This window comes from Streptomyces sp. NPDC034043 (genome assembly GCF_055575675.1).
Window position 1 is genome coordinate 706,399 of sequence record NZ_JBVISF010000001.1, and the last position, 14,562, is coordinate 720,960.

Below are 14,562 nucleotides of genomic sequence, written 5' to 3' on the forward strand. Positions count from 1 at the left end.
GCGGCGTCCACCCGCCGGGGCCGTCCTCAGGCGGGGGGGAACCGGTCGCGGTGGGCCGCCAGCCAGGTGGCGAAGTCCTGGAGGGCCGGGTGGATGCCGCGCACGGCGCCCAGGTCCCGCGCGCCGGTGAAGGAGGCCTCGCAGTCGGCGTAGAACTGGAACATGTTCCCCGCCTCGTCGGCGCCGGGAAAGCCCAGGCCGCGGTACGCGTCCGGGGTCAGGGGCCGGTAACGGACCGGCCGGCCCAGGGACTCGGCGAGGGCCGCGGCCATGTCGGCGACGCGCAGGTGCTCGCCCGCGACGCTGATGGTGGCGGCGACGAAGTCGGCACCCGTCCTGAACATGGCGTGCGCGATCCTGCCGACGTCGTCGACGGCCATGCCGGACAGCCGCTTGTCGCCCATCGGGTAGACCAGCTCCAGGCCGCCGTCCTCCGTCCTGCCCGGCGCGAAGCTGCCCAGCAGGTTGTCCCAGAAGAAGGTGGTCCGCAGGAACGTGACCGGCACGCCCGCGTCCAGGAAGTACTGGTCCGCCTCCGCCTTGGCGTCGAAGTGCGGGACCTTGTACTGGCCCTGGAGCGTCGGCATCCGGTCGTCGTCCACGGGAATGCAGTGCCGCGTGTCCTCCAGGGTGGACCAGATCGCGTGCTGCACGCCGGCGTGCCCGGTCGCCCGGGCGAGGGCCGCCGCCTGCCGCTTCTCGTGGGCGGCGTCCATGTCCTCCCAGAAGTCGGTGACCAGGAACGCCCCGTACGCGCCTTCGAGGGCGGGTCCGAGGCTCGCTTCGTCGTCGATGTCGGCCCGGACCACCTCCGCCCCGAGCCGCTCCAGCTCCCGCGCCCGTTCCGAATCCGGACGGCGGGTCACGGCGCGCACCGCGAAGTCGCCGTCCCGGTCCTCCAGGATCGACCGGGCCAGGGAGCCCCCCTGCTGCCCGGTCGCTCCGAATACGGTGATCGTCCGCTTCCCGGTCATCGCCGGCCACCCACTCCCGCACCCGTTCCTCGCCCCGTGGGACGTTTCCGCCGCGAACATACGGGCGGCGGACCGGACGCGACCGGCGCCACACCCCGGGCCCGCCCGTATGGCCGCACGAGCCTGCGCCCCCTCGGTCCCCCGCGCCGAGGGGGCGCCGGGCCCGGCCCGGTCACCGCCGCCAGGTCGTGCCGGGTCAGCAGGAGGCGTGGTTGGAGTCGTAGACGCTGCCCAGGTTGCCCGCGTACATCCAGCCGCTGTAGCTGCGGCCGCCCGTGTACACGTCGCCGTGGTACCAGAGGTTGCCGGCGCCGTTGACGTACCGGCAGTCGATGCTGAACTCGGTGCTCGCCGGGACGTACGTGCGCACCCCGCAGTCCGCGTTCGGCCCCGACCGCAGCGGCGAGCTCTTGCCGGCGACCGTGAACGAGTAGCCGGAATCGTACGGTCCCCAGCCGGGCGACGAACACGCGGCGGCGGACGCGCTGGCGGTCGTGGGGGCCACGACGGCCAGCGGGGCCGTGAAGGCGGCCACGGCCAGGACCGCGCCCGCGAGACGCTTCTTCATGGAGCACTCCTTCGGGAAGACGCTGTCGGCTTGCCCGGCACAGCCTGCGCCCGCACCGACCCGGGATTCGACTCGTTTCGGGCTGTCCCGAAACGACGGCGGTGGGGAGCATCGCCCGCAGGGCGGTGGAGGGGGAAGGCGTGCTGCGGTTGCACTTCACGGCGCAGGACCTGGCACGGGTGAGGGTCGCCCTCCTGGGGCCGCTCGCGGAGACGGAGCTGAGCCTGTGGAACCTCCAGCGGCGTGACGCCAAGGCGCTCTTCGGCGGCTGGCGTGCGCGCACCGGCCCCCTGATCACGGGCGACGGGCCGGACACCGCGAGGTTCCTCGGCTCTCCGCGCGGGGAACTGGTGGACCTGTTCACCCTGGTGGGCGCGGCGGGCCGGCTCGACGAGGGCGTCGAACGGCTGCGCGGAGCACCCGGGCGCAGGCTGCGCGCGGAGTTCGCGGTGGTCGCGGGCGCGCCCCGGCGGCACGCTCCCTGGCTGGCGGAGGCGGTGGACGCCGGCCCGCGGGCGGTGGCCAGGCTCGCCACCGCCCTCCAGGACTGCCACCGCGTGGCCGTGGCCCCGTACTGGGAGCGCATCCAGCAGCTCCTCGAGGCGGAGCTGGCCCGGCGCGGGCGGCTCATGGTCCAGGGCGGAGTCGGGGCGCTGCTGGACAGCCTGCGCCCGATGGCGCTGTGGGAACCGCCCGTGCTGGAGGTCCCCGGCTACCGGCCGCTGGTCCACCGGGCGGCCGACTTCCACCTGGCGGGGCGCTCGCTCGTGCTGGCCCCGTCGGTGTTCTGCGGACCCGTACCCCAGCTGTTCGCGGGCCCCGAGGCCGACACGGTGCTGGTGGTGTACCCGGCCCTGACCAGTCCCGTCGACGCGGCCGCGCTGTGGGCCCCGGCCGCCGGCCCGCGCCGCGCCGGCGCTCCGGTGCCGCCGGCGCTGTCCGCGCTCCTCGGCCGGACCAGGGCGGTGGTGATGTGCGTGATCGCCGACCACCCCGCGTGCACCACCACGCAGCTCGCCCGGCGGGCGGGCATCTCACCGGCGGGCGCCAGCGAGCACGCCACCACCCTGCGCGGCGCCGGTCTGACCGCCCTGACCCGCGAGGGGAAGACCGCCCTGCACACCCTCACCCGTCTCGGCCGCACGCTGCTGGACGGAATGTGACCCCGCGCGGCCGGCCGTACGAGGCGGCTGCGGCCGGGGAGACCTCCTCCTGGATAGCCAATGGTGCTATCTTCATTAGCATCATGTTGTTGAGACTGAACACCGCGGACAGCCGGCCGCTGCACGAGCAGGTGGCGGGCGCGATCAGGCGCGCCATCGCCGACGGCGAGTGCGGGCCGGGTGACCGCCTGCCGTCGGCGCGGGAACTCTCCCTGGCGCTCGGGGTCAACGCCAACACGGTCCTGCGCGGTCTGCGCGGTCTGCGTGACGAGGGCGTACTGGAGTTCCGGCGGGGGAGGGGCGTCACCGTCGCCGCCGGAGCCGGCCGGCGGGCCGTGGTGCTCGACCGGGTGCGCGAACTCGTCCGTGAGGCGGCGCACCTGGGCTACAGCAGGGCCGATCTCATCGAAATGATCAGGGGGTTGCCGTGAAGGGTCCGCAAGATCCGCAGGGTCCGGCCGGCCCGGAGGGAGCCGCGGGGCGGCCGGGCCTCGGGCTCTGGGGCGCGGGGGTCGCCGCCGTGCTCGTCGCGCTGCCCTGGGCGGCGTCGGGACGGCTGCCGGAGCGGCTGGCGACCCACTGGAGCGCAAGCTCCGGCGAGCCCGACGGCTCCATGCAGCTGTGGGCCGCCGCGCTCCTTCCCGCGGTCGTCTGGGCGGCCTTGGTGCTGCTGACCGCCGGGGTCGCGCGGTGGTGCGGCCGTGCGGCGGCATCCGCCGTCCTGCCGGCCGGCGGCGTCTTCCTCGTCGGCGGGCAGGCGTGCGTCGTCCGGGCGAACCTCGACCGCGCCGACTGGCACCAGGCCCACCTGGACAGCCTCGGCATCGCCCTGACGCTCGCGGTGGCGGTGGCGGTGGCCGCGGGACTGGCCGGCCGGCTGATGACCCGGCGCCGCTCCACGACGCGGCCGCCGGCGGCGGTGCGGGGGCCGGGCATGGAGATACCGGCCGGCGAGACGCTCGTATGGTTCTCCCGCACGGCGAACCCCTGGCTCCGGGCGACCGCGGCCGTGACCGGGCTCGCTGCGGTCGCCGCCGCCCTGGCCGCCGTGGCGGGCCTCGTCCCGTCCCCGTGGGCGCTCGTCACGCCCCTCGCCGTCACGTCCGTCGTGGTCCTCGGGTGTTCCTCCGTACGGGCGAGCGTCACCGAACGCGGTCTGGAAGTGGCCCTCGGCCCGTTCGGTCTGCCCGTACGCCGCTGGCGTGCCGGGGACATCGAGTCGGCGCGCGCCGAGCACCGGACGGCCGCGCAGGTGGGCGGCTGGGGGTACCGGCTCAGCGGCAGGGGGACGACGGTGATGCTCCGGGCCGGTGAATGCCTGGTCGTCCGCCCGCTGCGGGGCGGTGAGTTCGCCGTCAGCGTCGCGGACGCCGAGCGCGGCGCCGCGCTGCTGAACTCGCTGGTCGCGCGGCGCACGCCCTGAAACGGCGCACGCCCTGAAACGGCGCACGCCCCGAAACCCGGCGGGGTCAGCTCACTGGCCGACCCTTCCGTCGACGCACTCGCGCAGCAGGTCGGCGTGGCCGCAGTGGCGGGCGTACTCGTCGATCCTGTGCACCATCAGCTCGCGGATCGCTATGGAGTCCTTCCCCACGCGCTCGCCCAGGTCCGGATGCGCGGCCAGCGCGGCGTCGGTCGCGGCCTGCTCGCGCTCCAGGTCCGCGTACGCGGCGTCGACCACGGCCTGGTCGGCGACGGCCCCGTGGAAGTCGGCGTCGCGCTCGCCGTAGAGCTTGGGCAGCGGATCGCCGTCGGTGATCCAGTTGTGCCAGTCCCGCTCCACCTCGGCGAGGTGACGGATCAGGCCGAGCAGCGACATCGTCGACGGCGGAACCGACCGCCGGGCCAGCTGCTCGGGGTTCAGGCCCTCGCACTTCATCTTCAGGGTCAGGCGGTAGCCCGTCAGGAAGTCCAGGAGCGTGGCGAGCTCGCCGTCCGCGCTCGTTCCGTCGTTGCTGCGGGGGTCGTGGTCCGGATCCGTCCACATGTCCGTGTACACGGTCGACTGGGTCCAGCGCGCGGGTTGTTCACTCATGCGGCCCATGATCGTATGCGACGTCCCGGGTCCGCCATCGAGATTCCGCCCGCCCGGCTCCGGGGGCGGGCGGCGGGCGGGAAGAGGACCCTGCGGAGCGCTCGCGAGCGCCGCCCCGGCCGCTGGAGGCGTCCGTGAGCCGCGTCTCACCCGGGCTCCGGCACTTGTCTATGCAACGAGTTGCATAGAAAGATCGGGGGCATGGCGCTCGACCACGCGATCCTCGTCTCCCTGCTGGAGATGCCCGGCTCCGGATACGAACTGGCCCGGCGGTTCGACCGGTCCATCGGCTACTTCTGGACCGCCACCCACCAGCAGATCTACCGCGTGCTGGGCCGGATGGAACGGGACGGCCAGCTCACCGTCCGCGAGGTCCCGCAGCAGGGCCGGCCGGACAAGAAGGAGTACTCCGTCGCCGCCCCCGGCCGCGCGGCCCTCTCCCGGTGGCTGCACGAGCCGATCGAACCCGAGAGCATGCGCCACGACCTCGCCGTGAAGATCCGGGGCGCGGCCTTCGACGACCCGGCCGCGCTGATCCGCGAGGTCGAACGGCACCACCGGGTGCACGGCGAGCGGCTCGCGCACTACCTCGCCGGGGAACTGCGCGACTTCACCGGGCCCGAGGCCCCCGCCCCGCTCGACGCCGCGCAGGAGCTCCAGCACGTCGTGCTGCGCGGCGGCATCGCGTACGAGCGGATGACGATCGCCTGGCTGGACGACGTCCTCGCCACGCTCAGGCGTCTCGGCGCGGCAGCGCCGTCCGCCTGAACACCCCCACATCCCTCCCTCTCCCCTCCCTCTCCGGAAGGCGACCCCTCATGGCCGACTCCCTGCTCTTCAACCCGCGCACCTACGACCCCGCGCACTTCGACCCCGAGACCCGCAGGCTGCTGCGCGCCACCGTCGACTGGTTCGAGGAGCGCGGCAAGCGCAAGCTGATCGAGGACTACCGCTCCCGCGCCTGGCTCGGGGAGTTCCTGGCCTTCGCCGCCAAGGAGGGCCTGTTCGCCACCTTCCTCACGCCGGCCTCCGCCGCCGGACGGGAGGACCAGCGCTGGGACACCGCCCGGATCGCCGCCCTCAACGAGATCCTCGGCTTCTACGGCCTCGACTACTGGTACGCCTGGCAGGTGACGATCCTCGGCCTCGGCCCGGTCTGGCAGAGCGAGAACGCCGCCGCCCGCGCCCGTGCGGCCGAACTCCTCACCCAGGGCGAGGTGTTCGCGTTCGGTCTGTCCGAGCGCACCCACGGCGCCGACATCTACTCCACCGACATGCTGCTGGAGCCCGACGGCGACGGCGGTTTCCTGGCCAGCGGCTCCAAGTACTACATCGGCAACGGCAACGCCGCCGGACTCGTCTCCGTCTTCGGCCGCCGCACCGACGTCGAGGGGCCGGACGGATACGTCTTCTTCGCCGCCGACAGCCGCCACCCGGCGTACCACGTCGTGCAGAACGTCGTCGACTCCTCGAAGTACGTCAGCGAGTTCCGGCTCGACGCCTACCCGGTTTCCCCGGACGACGTCCTGCACACCGGCCGGGCCGCCTTCGACGCCGCCCTCAACACCGTCAACGTCGGCAAGTTCAACCTCTGCACCGCCTCGATCGGCATCTGCGAGCACGCGATGTACGAGGCCGTCACCCACGCGCAGAACCGCGTCCTCTACGGCCGCCCCGTCACCGCCTTCCCGCACGTGCGCCGGGAACTGGCCGACGCCTACGTCCGCCTCGTCGGCATGAAGCTCTTCAGCGACCGGGCCGTCGACTACTTCCGCTCCGCCGGCCCCGACGACCGCCGCTACCTCCTCTTCAACCCGATGACGAAGATGAAGGTGACCACGGAGGGCGAGAAGGTCATCGACCTCATGTGGGACGTCATCGCGGCCAAGGGCTTCGAGAAGGACACCTACTTCGCCGAGGCCGCCGTCGAGATCCGCAGCCTGCCCAAGCTCGAGGGCACCGTCCACGTCAACCTCGCGCTGATCCTCAAGTTCATGCGCAACCACCTGCTGGAGCCGGTCGCGTACCCGGCCGTGCCGACCCGCCTCGACGCGGCCGACGACGACTTCCTCTTCCGGCAGGGCCCGGCCCGCGGCCTGGGCTCCGTACGCTTCCACGACTGGCGTCCCGCCTTCGACGCGTACGCCGAGGTGGCGAACGTGGCCCGGTTCCGCGAGCAGGCCGACGCCCTGTGCGAGTTCGTCGCCACCATCGCCCCCGACGAGGCGCAGAGCCGCGACCTGGACTTCCTGCTGTCCGTCGGCCAGCTGTTCGCCCTCGTGGTGCACGCCCAGCTGATCCTGGAGCAGGCCCGTCTGACGGACCTGGACCCGGACGTCCTCGACGAGCTGTTCTCCGTCCTCGTGCGGGACTTCTCCGGACACGCCGTCGAACTGCACGGCAAGGATTCGGCCACCGAGGCGCAGCAGGCCTGGGCCCTGGGCGCCGTACGCCGGCCCGTCGTGGACGAGGACCGCGCGGCGCGGATCTGGCAGCGCGTCGAGGCCCTGTCCGGGGCGTACGAGATGGCGCCGTAGCCAAGAGGTGACCCGCGGCGGACCCGCGGCCGGCCGTGCCGGCCGCGGGTCCGCCGCGGACGGCAGCCCTTCCCCGGGCCCGGGCCCTGTCGCAGGCGCTCGGCCCGTTCACACCTTCCAGCGCAGCACCGCCCCCAGGCCGCCCGCCGGGCCCGCCATGTCCGCCGGGACGACCAGCACCTCGCAGCCCGCAGCCGCGGCCGACCGCAGCAGGGCGTCGTCCGCGCGCGCCCGTTCCGGCTTGCCGACGCCCATCGCCTGCGCCTGGCCGCGCTGCACCGCGACCTGGTCCACGCCGGGACCCACCCAGACCTCGCGCGCCGCGTCGGGGCCGTCCGGGGTGAGCAGCAGGGTCGCCGCCTGGTGGCTGCGCACGGCGTCCACCACGGCGGGCATGCCCTCCGCGGCCTGACCCGGCCCGGTGTCCACGGTGGACTCCCGGTGCTCGCCGGGCCGGCCCCGGCCGACGCGGAACCGCTCCAGGGCGTTCTCCAGGCGCTCGCGGGCGAAGGCCCCGCGCACCCTCGCGACCTCGCGGTCGAGGGCGTCCCGGGAGGCGCCGGGCGAGCGGCCGCCGGCGTCGACCTCGACGGTCACCGCCCGCATCGCCTCGGGCAGGCGCTGGTGGACGGCCCGGCGCTCGCGGACGTCCCCGGCGAGCACCACCAGACCGGCGCCGCTCTCCGGCCACTGCCGGGCCAGCTCGGCGGCGATGGCGTCGGCCGTCTCGTTCCAGGCGTTCTCGACCTTGTTCCGGTAGTGCCACTCGTAGCGGTCGGCCGGCACCCCGCGGTGACCCCGGTCCGGCCACCGGCTGCCCCGTGCCTGGCCCACGGCCTCCCGGCGCAGGCCGTCGCACAGTTCCAGATCGGCGCCGGTACGGTCGACGTGCGCCACCAGGCAGCTCGGCTCGTCCCCGCGCAGACCGGCCAGCGGGGCGACGTGCGGCAGGACCGACCAGGTCGCCGCGGTGGCGGCGGGGGCCCGGGCGAGCGGGACGTCCAGCAGGACCTCGGCGCCCGAGGCGAACAGCGCACGGCCGGGCGGCGCGCCGCCGGCGGGCTCCCCGGCCAGCCGGTTCACCACGGCCCGGACGGTGTAGGCGTCGGCGCCCGCGTCGATCAGCTGCGACGCCACCGCCCGCTCACGCAGGGCCTGGATCCGCTGCGCGTCCTCGGTGGCGCGGGTGGTCTCGACGTACACCGACGCCCAGGGGCCGGGACGGGAGAAGAGCGGTTTGAGGAAGCCCAGTTCCATGACGTCCCCCAAGGGGTTCAGGAAGGCGTGAGGGTCCTCCTCCAGAATGCCCCGCCCGCCCCCGGCGCGCCCAACGGCCGGCCGGCGGTGGCCGGCGGGCCGGGGCAGCGGGGGCGGGCGGGCGTGCCGGTATGGACGGGTCAGGAGAGGTCGAAGCGGTCGAGGGTCATCACCTTGTCCCACGCCGCCACGAAGTCACGCACGAACTTCTCGCCCGCGTCCTGGGAGGCGTACACCTCGCACAGGGCCCGGAGCTGGGAGTGCGAGCCGAAGACGAGGTCGACCGCGGTCGCGGTCCACTTGACCCGGCCCGTGGCGCGGTCCCGGCCCTCGAACACGTTCTCGTCCGTGGCCGAGGGCGACCACTGCGTCCCCATGTCCAGCAGGTTCACGAAGAAGTCGGTGGTCAGCGTCTGCGGCCGGCTGGTGAAGACGCCGTGCGGAGAGCCCTTGAAACCGGCGTTCAGGGCCCGCATGCCGCCCGTCAGCACCGTCATCTCGGGGGCCGTCAGCGTCAGCAGGTTGGCGCGGTCCAGCATGAGGGTCTCCGGCGACAGCTTCTCGCCCTCGCCGAGGTAGTTGCGGAAGCCGTCCGCCCGGGGTTCCAGGACGGCGAACGCCTCCACGTCGGTCTGCTCCTGCGAGGCGTCCGTACGCCCCGGCGCGAACGGGACCGTGACCCGGTGCCCGGCGTCCTGCGCGGCCTTCTCGACGGCCGCGCAGCCGCCGAGGACGATCAGATCGGCGAGGGAGACCTTCTTCCCGCCGGTCTGCGCGGCATTGAAGTCCTCCCGGATCCGGTCGAGGGCCCGCACCGTCTGCGCCACCTCGTCCGACGCGTTGACCTCCCAGTCCTTCTGCGGAGCGAGCCGGATCCGCGCGCCGTTGGCGCCGCCCCTCATGTCGGTGCCGCGGAAGGAGGCGGCCGCGGCCCAGGCGGTGGCCGCCAGCTGGGAGACGGACAGCCCCGAGCCGAGGACCCGCGCCTTGAGGTCGGCGATCTCCGCGTCCCCGACCAGCTCGTGATCGACGGCGGGGACCGGGTCCTGCCACAGCTGCGGCTCGGGGACCCACGGGCCGAGGTAGCGGGAGACGGGCCCCATGTCGCGGTGCAGCAGCTTGTACCAGGCCCTGGCGAAGGCGTCGGCGAGCCGGTCCGGGTTCTCGTGGAAGCCCTTCGAGATCGGCCCGTAGACCGGATCCAGCTTCAGCGCGAGGTCCGTCGTCAGCATCATGGGGGCGTGCCGCTTCGACGGGTCGTGCGCGTCGGGCACCGTGCCCCGTGCGGCGGGGTCCGTCGGGGTCCACTGCTGGGCGCCGGCCGGGCTCCTCGTCAGCTCCCAGTCGTACCGGAAGAGGTTGTCCAGGTAGCCGTTGTCCCACTTGACGGGCTCGGTCGTCCACGCACCCTCGAGCCCGCTGGTGATGGTGTCGGCCCCCTTTCCGGAACCGTACGAATTCGTCCATCCGAAACCCTGCTGCTCGATGGGCGCGGCCTCCGGTTCCGGACCGACGTACTCGGGGTCGACCGCCCCGTGGCACTTGCCGAAGGTGTGCCCGCCGACGATCAGCGCGACCGTCTCCTCGTCGTTCATCGCCATGCGCGCGAACGTCTCGCGGATGTCCCTGGCGGCGGCGAGGGGGTCCGGGTTTCCGTTCGGACCTTCCGGATTGACGTAGATGAGTCCCATCTGCACGGCGCCGAACGGACCGGAGAGTTCCCGGTCGCCGCTGTAGCGCTCGTCCCCGAGCCAGGTGTCCTCGGGACCCCAGAAGATTTCCTCGGGTTCCCAGATGTCCTCCCGGCCGAAGCCGAATCCGAAGGTCTTGAAGCCCATGGACTCCATCGCGCAGTTCCCGGCGAAGACCAGGAGGTCCGCCCACGAGACCTTCCGGCCGTACTTCTGCTTCACCGGCCAGAGCAGACGCCGCGCCTTGTCGAGGCTCGCGTTGTCGGGCCAGCTGTTGAGGGGAGCGAAGCGCTGGGCGCCCGACCCGCCGCCGCCCCGGCCGTCGGCGATCCGGTACGTTCCCGCCGCGTGCCAGCTCATCCGGATGAAGAGCGGCCCGTAATGGCCGTAGTCGGCGGGCCACCAGTCCTGCGACGTCGTCATCACCTCGAAGACGTCCCGCTTGAGGGCCTCGACGTCCAGGTCCGCGAATTCCCGCGCGTAGTCGAAGTCCTCGCCCATCGGGTTGGACCGGGGCGAGTGCTGGTGGAGAACCTGGAGGTCGAGCTGGTTCGGCCACCAGTCCCGGTTCGTCCTGGGGCGGGTCGGCGTGGCGGCCGGGGAGGGAATTGCGGGGTTCTCGCTTTCGCTGCCGGACACGTCCGTCCTTCTTCCTGTCTCGGTGTTTCCACCTGCTGGCTGCTTGCTCTGCGCGTCCGTATGGTCGCGCATGGTGGACGGTGCCGCCGAGAGAACACGCAGGGCGCCTCCACCCGGCGGGCGGACGAGATGCGGACCCCCACGCCGATGACCCCGATCAGGGGAGGGGAAAACCGGTGTCCCGCGGCGTGGGCGGGGCGGAGCGGGCGCCGTCCCCCGGGCGGGGGCCCGGGGGACGGCGGACGTGCGGGGACCGGCGGCTACGGCTTGTTGGCGAGCGCTCCCAGGTAGCGGTTGAGCTGCTTCATGCGGGCGTCGATGCCCTGGATGGAGGACGTCAGGAGCTGGAGCTCCTGCACCGCGGCGAGGACGGCCAGCAGGCCGGCCCGCGCCGACGGATCGGTGACGTCACTCAGAGCCGTCCGCGCCTCTTCGAGGAGGTGCGACGGGGCCGGGCCGGCCGTCGGTGCCGAGGGCGGTTCCATCACGTCATCCCACCTTCCGGTTGGAGGCGGAGGCTCCGTCGCGGTTCGAGGATGGCCCCCACCCGGTTTCCTCGCCTGCCCCCGCCGCGCGCGGTCAAACGGCGGGTGCGGCCCGTGACGGCGGACGGGCACGGGGAACGCGTTAGCGGCGCGCGCCACCGGGCAGATGCCGGGGGACCGGACGTGCGAGGAGGAGGAACGCGGTGAAGGCATCGAAGATCGCGTACAAGCCCGTGGGGCTGGTACTCGGCGCGACCGGGGGCGCCCTGGCGGGCGTCGCGTTCAAGCAGCTGTGGAAGAGGCTCGGGCACGAGGACGACGCACCGAACGCCACCGACGAGGACCGCTCGTGGCGGGAGATCCTCATCGCCGCGGCGCTGCAGGGCGCGGTCTTCGCCGCCGTCAAGGCGGCGGTCGACCGGGGCGGCGCCGTCGCGGCCAAGCGCCTGACCGGCACCTGGCCCGCCTGACCCGGCCTCGGGGCTCCGGGGCCTCGGCCGCGGACCCCGGCCGGGTCCGGACCTCCCGTTTGGTGCGGGGGGCGCCGGGAAGAAGCCGACTGCCGCCCCGCGGCCTCGAACGCGGGGCGGACCACGGCACAGGAGCCGGACCCCCGGCCGGAGGTGGTGGCGATGGAGGCGGGCGCGCGTACCGGCTCGGCCCCGGCAGCCGCCGGGCGGGAGCCCGGACAGGAGCACGGATCCGAGCTCGGACAGGGGGACGACGCCACCCCCTACCTCCCCTCGCGGGGAGGCCTGAGGAACCTCGCGCGTGCGGCGTCGGAGTGCAAGGGGTGCCCGCTCTTCCGGGACGCCACCCAGACGGTCTTCGGCAGCGGCCCGGCCGCCGCGCGTCTGATGCTGGTCGGGGAGCAGCCCGGCGACCAGGAGGACCTGCGGGGCGAGCCCTTCGTGGGTCCCGCCGGCCGGCTGCTGCACAAGGCCCTCGACGAGGCCGGGCTCGCGGACGAGGGCGCCTACCTGACCAATGTGGTCAAGCACTTCAAGTTCGCGCTCGCCCCGCGCGGCAAGCGCCGCATCCACAAGACCCCCAGCCTGCGCGAGATGACCGCCTGCCGGCCGTGGCTCCTGGAGGAACTGCGGCTGGTCGACCCGGAAGTGCTGGTGGTGCTCGGCGGCACCGCGGGCAAGGCGCTGCTCGGGTCCTCGTTCCGGGTGGGGGAGCGGCGCGGAGTGCTCCTGCCCATGCCCGTACCGCTCGGCGGGGAGCCGGGCCCGTCGGCCGGGCAGCTGCTGGCGACCGTCCACCCGTCGGCCGTGCTCCGCTCCGAGGACCGGGAGGCCGCCTTCGCGGGGCTGGTCGCGGACCTCTCCGTGGCCGCCGCCGCGCTGGGCCGCCCGGGCCCGAAGCCGTCTGAATGAGCCGCCCCCACCCGGGCAGGCGCACGGTACGGACCCGGTCCGCCGGATCCGCACACACGCACAAGAGTGAAGGAGTCACCATGCCTCGCGGTTCCAGCCCCAAGCGTGAACGTCAGTACGAGCACATCAAGGAGAGCGCCGAGCAGCGCGGCGAGAGCACCGGACGGGCCAAGGAGATCGCCGCGCGCACGGTCAACAAGGAACGCGCCCGCTCCGGCGAGTCGAAGACCGCGAGCCGTTCCTCCACCCAGGACACCTCCTCCTCCAAGCGGGGCGGGCAGCGCTCTCACAGCGGCTCGCAGGGCCCAACCAAGGAGCAGCTCTACAACGAGGCGAAGCAGAAGAACGTCGAGGGCCGTTCGAAGATGGACAAGTCCGAACTGAAGCGTGCCCTCGGCCGCTGACCCCTCGCCCAGTGGGCCCGGGCGGGCCGCCGTGCCGCGCCCCCGGCCATGTCCTCCCGACCGAAGCACCGAGGCTCCCGGGAGTCGGTCCCCATGCCCCTCCACCCCGTCCACCCGACACCGACGCTCCACTTGGCCCTGCGCGGGCGGGGTGCGGCCGCCGAGGCGCGCCAGGCGGTGCGCGACTTCCTCGAGCCCTTCAGGGGCGGGGAGCCGCCGTATTTTCCGGCCCGCGCCCTGGATGCGGCCCTGCTGGTGATCAGCGAACTCGTCACCAACGCCGTCCGCCACGCCAACGGCGCCTGCGCGCTCGACCTGCACCTGGTGTCGGACGGCGTCGACGTCGACGTGACGGACAGCAGCAGCGCGGAGCCGCGGGCCCGGCGACCGGACGAGCGGGGAGAGGGCGGATGGGGGTGGCACCTGGTCAACCTGCTGGGGACCGATGTGGAGATCCACCACCACGACGGCCGGGAGGCGGGCAAGACCATTCACGTCCACATCCCCCGCGGTCCGTTCGCACGGTGACCGCTCCGGGCGGGTCACCGTACGAACGGGGGCGCGGTCCGACGCCGGCGCCGACGGGGTCAGACGACCTCGCTGCGGCGCCCGCCCTCAGGGATGACCAGCGGCGTACCGGCGACCGGGCAGCGGATCACCGCCGCGCGCAGGCCGAAGACCTCGTGGACGAGGTCCGGCGTGACGATCTCGGACGGCGGTCCGGCCGCGACGACCCGCCCGTCGCGCATGGCGACGAGGTGGCCGGCGTAGCGGCAGGCGAGGTTGAGTTCGTGCAGGACCATCACCACGGTGCGGCCCTCTGAGCGGTTGAGCTCCGCGACGAGTTCGAGGACGTCCACCTGGTGGGCGAGGTCCAGGTAGGTCGTAGGCTCGTCCAGCAGCAGCACCGGCGTGTGCTGGGCCAGCGCCATCGCGATCCACACGCGCTGGCGCTGACCGCCCGACAGCTCGTCGATGGAACGCGCCGCCAGCTCCTGCGAGCCCGTCGCCGCCAGCGCCGCGTCCACCGCGGCCTCGTCGGAGGAGGACCACTGGCGCCACCACCGCTGGTGCGGGGTACGGCCCCGCGCCACGAGGTCGCGTACGGAGATTCCGTCCGGGGCACTGGGCGTCTGCGGCAGCAGGGCGAGCCGCAGGGCGAACTCCCGTGCGGACAGGCCCGCGATGTCCTCGCCGTCCAGGTGGACGGCGCCGCCGGCCGGCTTGAGCAGCCGGGCCAGGGCCCGCAGGGCGGTGGACTTCCCGCAGGCGTTCGGGCCGACCAGAGCGGTCACCTTCCCGGCCGGGATGTCCAGGTCGAGGTCCTCGGAGACGATCCGGTCGCCGTACCCCAGCCGCAGCCCTTCCGCGCTGAGCGCGGAGGGGGCGGTGCCGGTCGGCGGGGTCTCGGTCAGCGGGGCGGTCAT

The 14,562-nt window shown here is 73.7% G+C and carries 16 protein-coding genes; 9 read left to right on the forward strand and 7 right to left on the reverse strand.

The genetic code is table 11. From position 1 onward, the window contains the following. Positions 1 to 26: 26 nt before the first annotated feature. The gene (locus tag ACZ51S_RS03630; RefSeq protein ID WP_468959488.1) at positions 27 to 974 is read right to left on the reverse strand and encodes an NmrA/HSCARG family protein; all 948 of its coding nucleotides are present in this window, start codon (positions 972 to 974) and stop codon (positions 27 to 29) included. A 196-nt stretch (positions 975 to 1,170) separates the two neighbouring features. After that, the gene (locus ACZ51S_RS03635; protein ID WP_468478139.1) at positions 1,171 to 1,542 is read right to left on the reverse strand and encodes a hypothetical protein; all 372 of its coding nucleotides are present in this window, start codon (positions 1,540 to 1,542) and stop codon (positions 1,171 to 1,173) included. 140 nt (positions 1,543 to 1,682) lie between these two features. Here ACZ51S_RS03635 and ACZ51S_RS03640 point away from each other — a divergent pair, with 140 nt between their 5' ends. The 3 genes from ACZ51S_RS03640 to ACZ51S_RS03650 all read left to right on the forward strand — a co-directional run bounded on the left by ACZ51S_RS03640 (position 1,683) and on the right by ACZ51S_RS03650 (position 4,128). Further along, positions 1,683 to 2,705 (forward strand): winged helix-turn-helix domain-containing protein, encoded by a 1,023-nt coding sequence (locus ACZ51S_RS03640; RefSeq protein ID WP_468959490.1) that lies wholly within the window; start codon positions 1,683 to 1,685, stop codon positions 2,703 to 2,705. Positions 2,706 to 2,788: 83 nt separating this feature from the next. After that, positions 2,789 to 3,136, forward strand: a complete 348-nt coding sequence (locus tag ACZ51S_RS03645) for a GntR family transcriptional regulator (protein ID WP_468478141.1) — start codon at positions 2,789 to 2,791, stop codon at positions 3,134 to 3,136. Continuing rightward, positions 3,133 to 4,128 (forward strand): DUF1648 domain-containing protein, encoded by a 996-nt coding sequence (locus ACZ51S_RS03650; protein WP_468478142.1) that lies wholly within the window; start codon positions 3,133 to 3,135, stop codon positions 4,126 to 4,128. The genes ACZ51S_RS03645 and ACZ51S_RS03650 overlap by 4 nt, the downstream gene beginning before the upstream one ends. 51 nt (positions 4,129 to 4,179) lie before the next feature. On the opposite strand, the gene ACZ51S_RS03655 is transcribed toward ACZ51S_RS03650, so the two are convergent. Further along, a complete protein-coding gene (locus ACZ51S_RS03655) occupies positions 4,180 to 4,749 on the reverse strand; it encodes a mycothiol transferase (protein WP_468478143.1) in 570 nt (189 codons plus the stop codon). 192 nt (positions 4,750 to 4,941) lie between these two features. On the opposite strand from ACZ51S_RS03655, the gene ACZ51S_RS03660 reads away from it, so the two are divergent. Together ACZ51S_RS03660 and ACZ51S_RS03665 are read left to right on the forward strand one after the other, a co-directional pair. Next, positions 4,942 to 5,508 carry a PadR family transcriptional regulator gene (locus tag ACZ51S_RS03660; protein WP_388937756.1) on the forward strand — a complete coding sequence of 189 codons (567 nt, stop codon included), beginning with the start codon at positions 4,942 to 4,944 and terminating at the stop codon, positions 5,506 to 5,508. Positions 5,509 to 5,558: 50 nt separating this feature from the next. Further along, on the forward strand, positions 5,559 to 7,277 hold the full coding sequence (locus ACZ51S_RS03665) for an acyl-CoA dehydrogenase family protein (protein ID WP_468478144.1): 1,719 nt from the start codon (positions 5,559 to 5,561) through the stop codon (positions 7,275 to 7,277). Positions 7,278 to 7,385: 108 nt separating this feature from the next. Here ACZ51S_RS03665 and ACZ51S_RS03670 read toward each other — a convergent pair whose 3' ends face one another. From ACZ51S_RS03670 to ACZ51S_RS03680, 3 genes are all read right to left on the reverse strand, one after another. Next, positions 7,386 to 8,534: a baeRF2 domain-containing protein gene (locus ACZ51S_RS03670; protein ID WP_468959492.1), complete on the reverse strand. Its 1,149-nt coding sequence runs from the start codon at positions 8,532 to 8,534 to the stop codon at positions 7,386 to 7,388. Between the two features lie 140 nt (positions 8,535 to 8,674). Further along, positions 8,675 to 10,864, reverse strand: coding sequence for a catalase/peroxidase HPI (gene katG / locus ACZ51S_RS03675; RefSeq protein WP_468478146.1), 2,190 nt, complete (start codon positions 10,862 to 10,864; stop codon positions 8,675 to 8,677). Between the two features lie 260 nt (positions 10,865 to 11,124). After that, positions 11,125 to 11,352 (reverse strand): hypothetical protein, encoded by a 228-nt coding sequence (locus ACZ51S_RS03680; RefSeq protein WP_468478147.1) that lies wholly within the window; start codon positions 11,350 to 11,352, stop codon positions 11,125 to 11,127. Positions 11,353 to 11,552: 200 nt separating this feature from the next. Here ACZ51S_RS03680 and ACZ51S_RS03685 point away from each other — a divergent pair, with 200 nt between their 5' ends. From ACZ51S_RS03685 to ACZ51S_RS03700, 4 genes are all read left to right on the forward strand, one after another. After that, a complete protein-coding gene (locus tag ACZ51S_RS03685) occupies positions 11,553 to 11,819 on the forward strand; it encodes a DUF4235 domain-containing protein (RefSeq protein ID WP_388937763.1) in 267 nt (88 codons plus the stop codon). A gap of 162 nt (positions 11,820 to 11,981) precedes the next feature. Beyond that, a complete protein-coding gene (locus tag ACZ51S_RS03690; protein ID WP_468959493.1) occupies positions 11,982 to 12,731 on the forward strand; it encodes a UdgX family uracil-DNA binding protein in 750 nt (249 codons plus the stop codon). An 80-nt stretch (positions 12,732 to 12,811) separates the two neighbouring features. Next, positions 12,812 to 13,135 carry a plasmid stabilization protein gene (locus tag ACZ51S_RS03695; protein WP_468478149.1) on the forward strand — a complete coding sequence of 108 codons (324 nt, stop codon included), beginning with the start codon at positions 12,812 to 12,814 and terminating at the stop codon, positions 13,133 to 13,135. Positions 13,136 to 13,228: 93 nt separating this feature from the next. Further along, positions 13,229 to 13,663 carry an ATP-binding protein gene (locus ACZ51S_RS03700; protein WP_468478150.1) on the forward strand — a complete coding sequence of 145 codons (435 nt, stop codon included), beginning with the start codon at positions 13,229 to 13,231 and terminating at the stop codon, positions 13,661 to 13,663. A 59-nt stretch (positions 13,664 to 13,722) separates the two neighbouring features. On the opposite strand, the gene ACZ51S_RS03705 is transcribed toward ACZ51S_RS03700, so the two are convergent. After that, on the reverse strand, positions 13,723 to 14,562 hold the full coding sequence (locus ACZ51S_RS03705) for an ABC transporter ATP-binding protein (RefSeq protein ID WP_468478151.1): 840 nt from the start codon (positions 14,560 to 14,562) through the stop codon (positions 13,723 to 13,725).

Coding starts and splice junctions, on each gene's coding strand:
- ACZ51S_RS03700 (WP_468478150.1), top strand. CDS start 13,229: ATGCCCCTCCACCCCGTCCACCCGACACCGACGCTCCACTTGGCCCTG.
- ACZ51S_RS03695 (WP_468478149.1), top strand. CDS start 12,812: ATGCCTCGCGGTTCCAGCCCCAAGCGTGAACGTCAGTACGAGCACATC.
- ACZ51S_RS03690 (WP_468959493.1), top strand. CDS start 11,982: ATGGAGGCGGGCGCGCGTACCGGCTCGGCCCCGGCAGCCGCCGGGCGG.
- ACZ51S_RS03655 (WP_468478143.1), bottom strand. CDS start 4,749: ATGGGCCGCATGAGTGAACAACCCGCGCGCTGGACCCAGTCGACCGTG.
- ACZ51S_RS03670 (WP_468959492.1), bottom strand. CDS start 8,534: ATGGAACTGGGCTTCCTCAAACCGCTCTTCTCCCGTCCCGGCCCCTGG.
- ACZ51S_RS03645 (WP_468478141.1), top strand. CDS start 2,789: ATGTTGTTGAGACTGAACACCGCGGACAGCCGGCCGCTGCACGAGCAG.
- ACZ51S_RS03630 (WP_468959488.1), bottom strand. CDS start 974: ATGACCGGGAAGCGGACGATCACCGTATTCGGAGCGACCGGGCAGCAG.
- ACZ51S_RS03635 (WP_468478139.1), bottom strand. CDS start 1,542: ATGAAGAAGCGTCTCGCGGGCGCGGTCCTGGCCGTGGCCGCCTTCACG.
- ACZ51S_RS03660 (WP_388937756.1), top strand. CDS start 4,942: ATGGCGCTCGACCACGCGATCCTCGTCTCCCTGCTGGAGATGCCCGGC.
- ACZ51S_RS03705 (WP_468478151.1), bottom strand. CDS start 14,562: ATGACCGCCCCGCTGACCGAGACCCCGCCGACCGGCACCGCCCCCTCC.
- ACZ51S_RS03665 (WP_468478144.1), top strand. CDS start 5,559: ATGGCCGACTCCCTGCTCTTCAACCCGCGCACCTACGACCCCGCGCAC.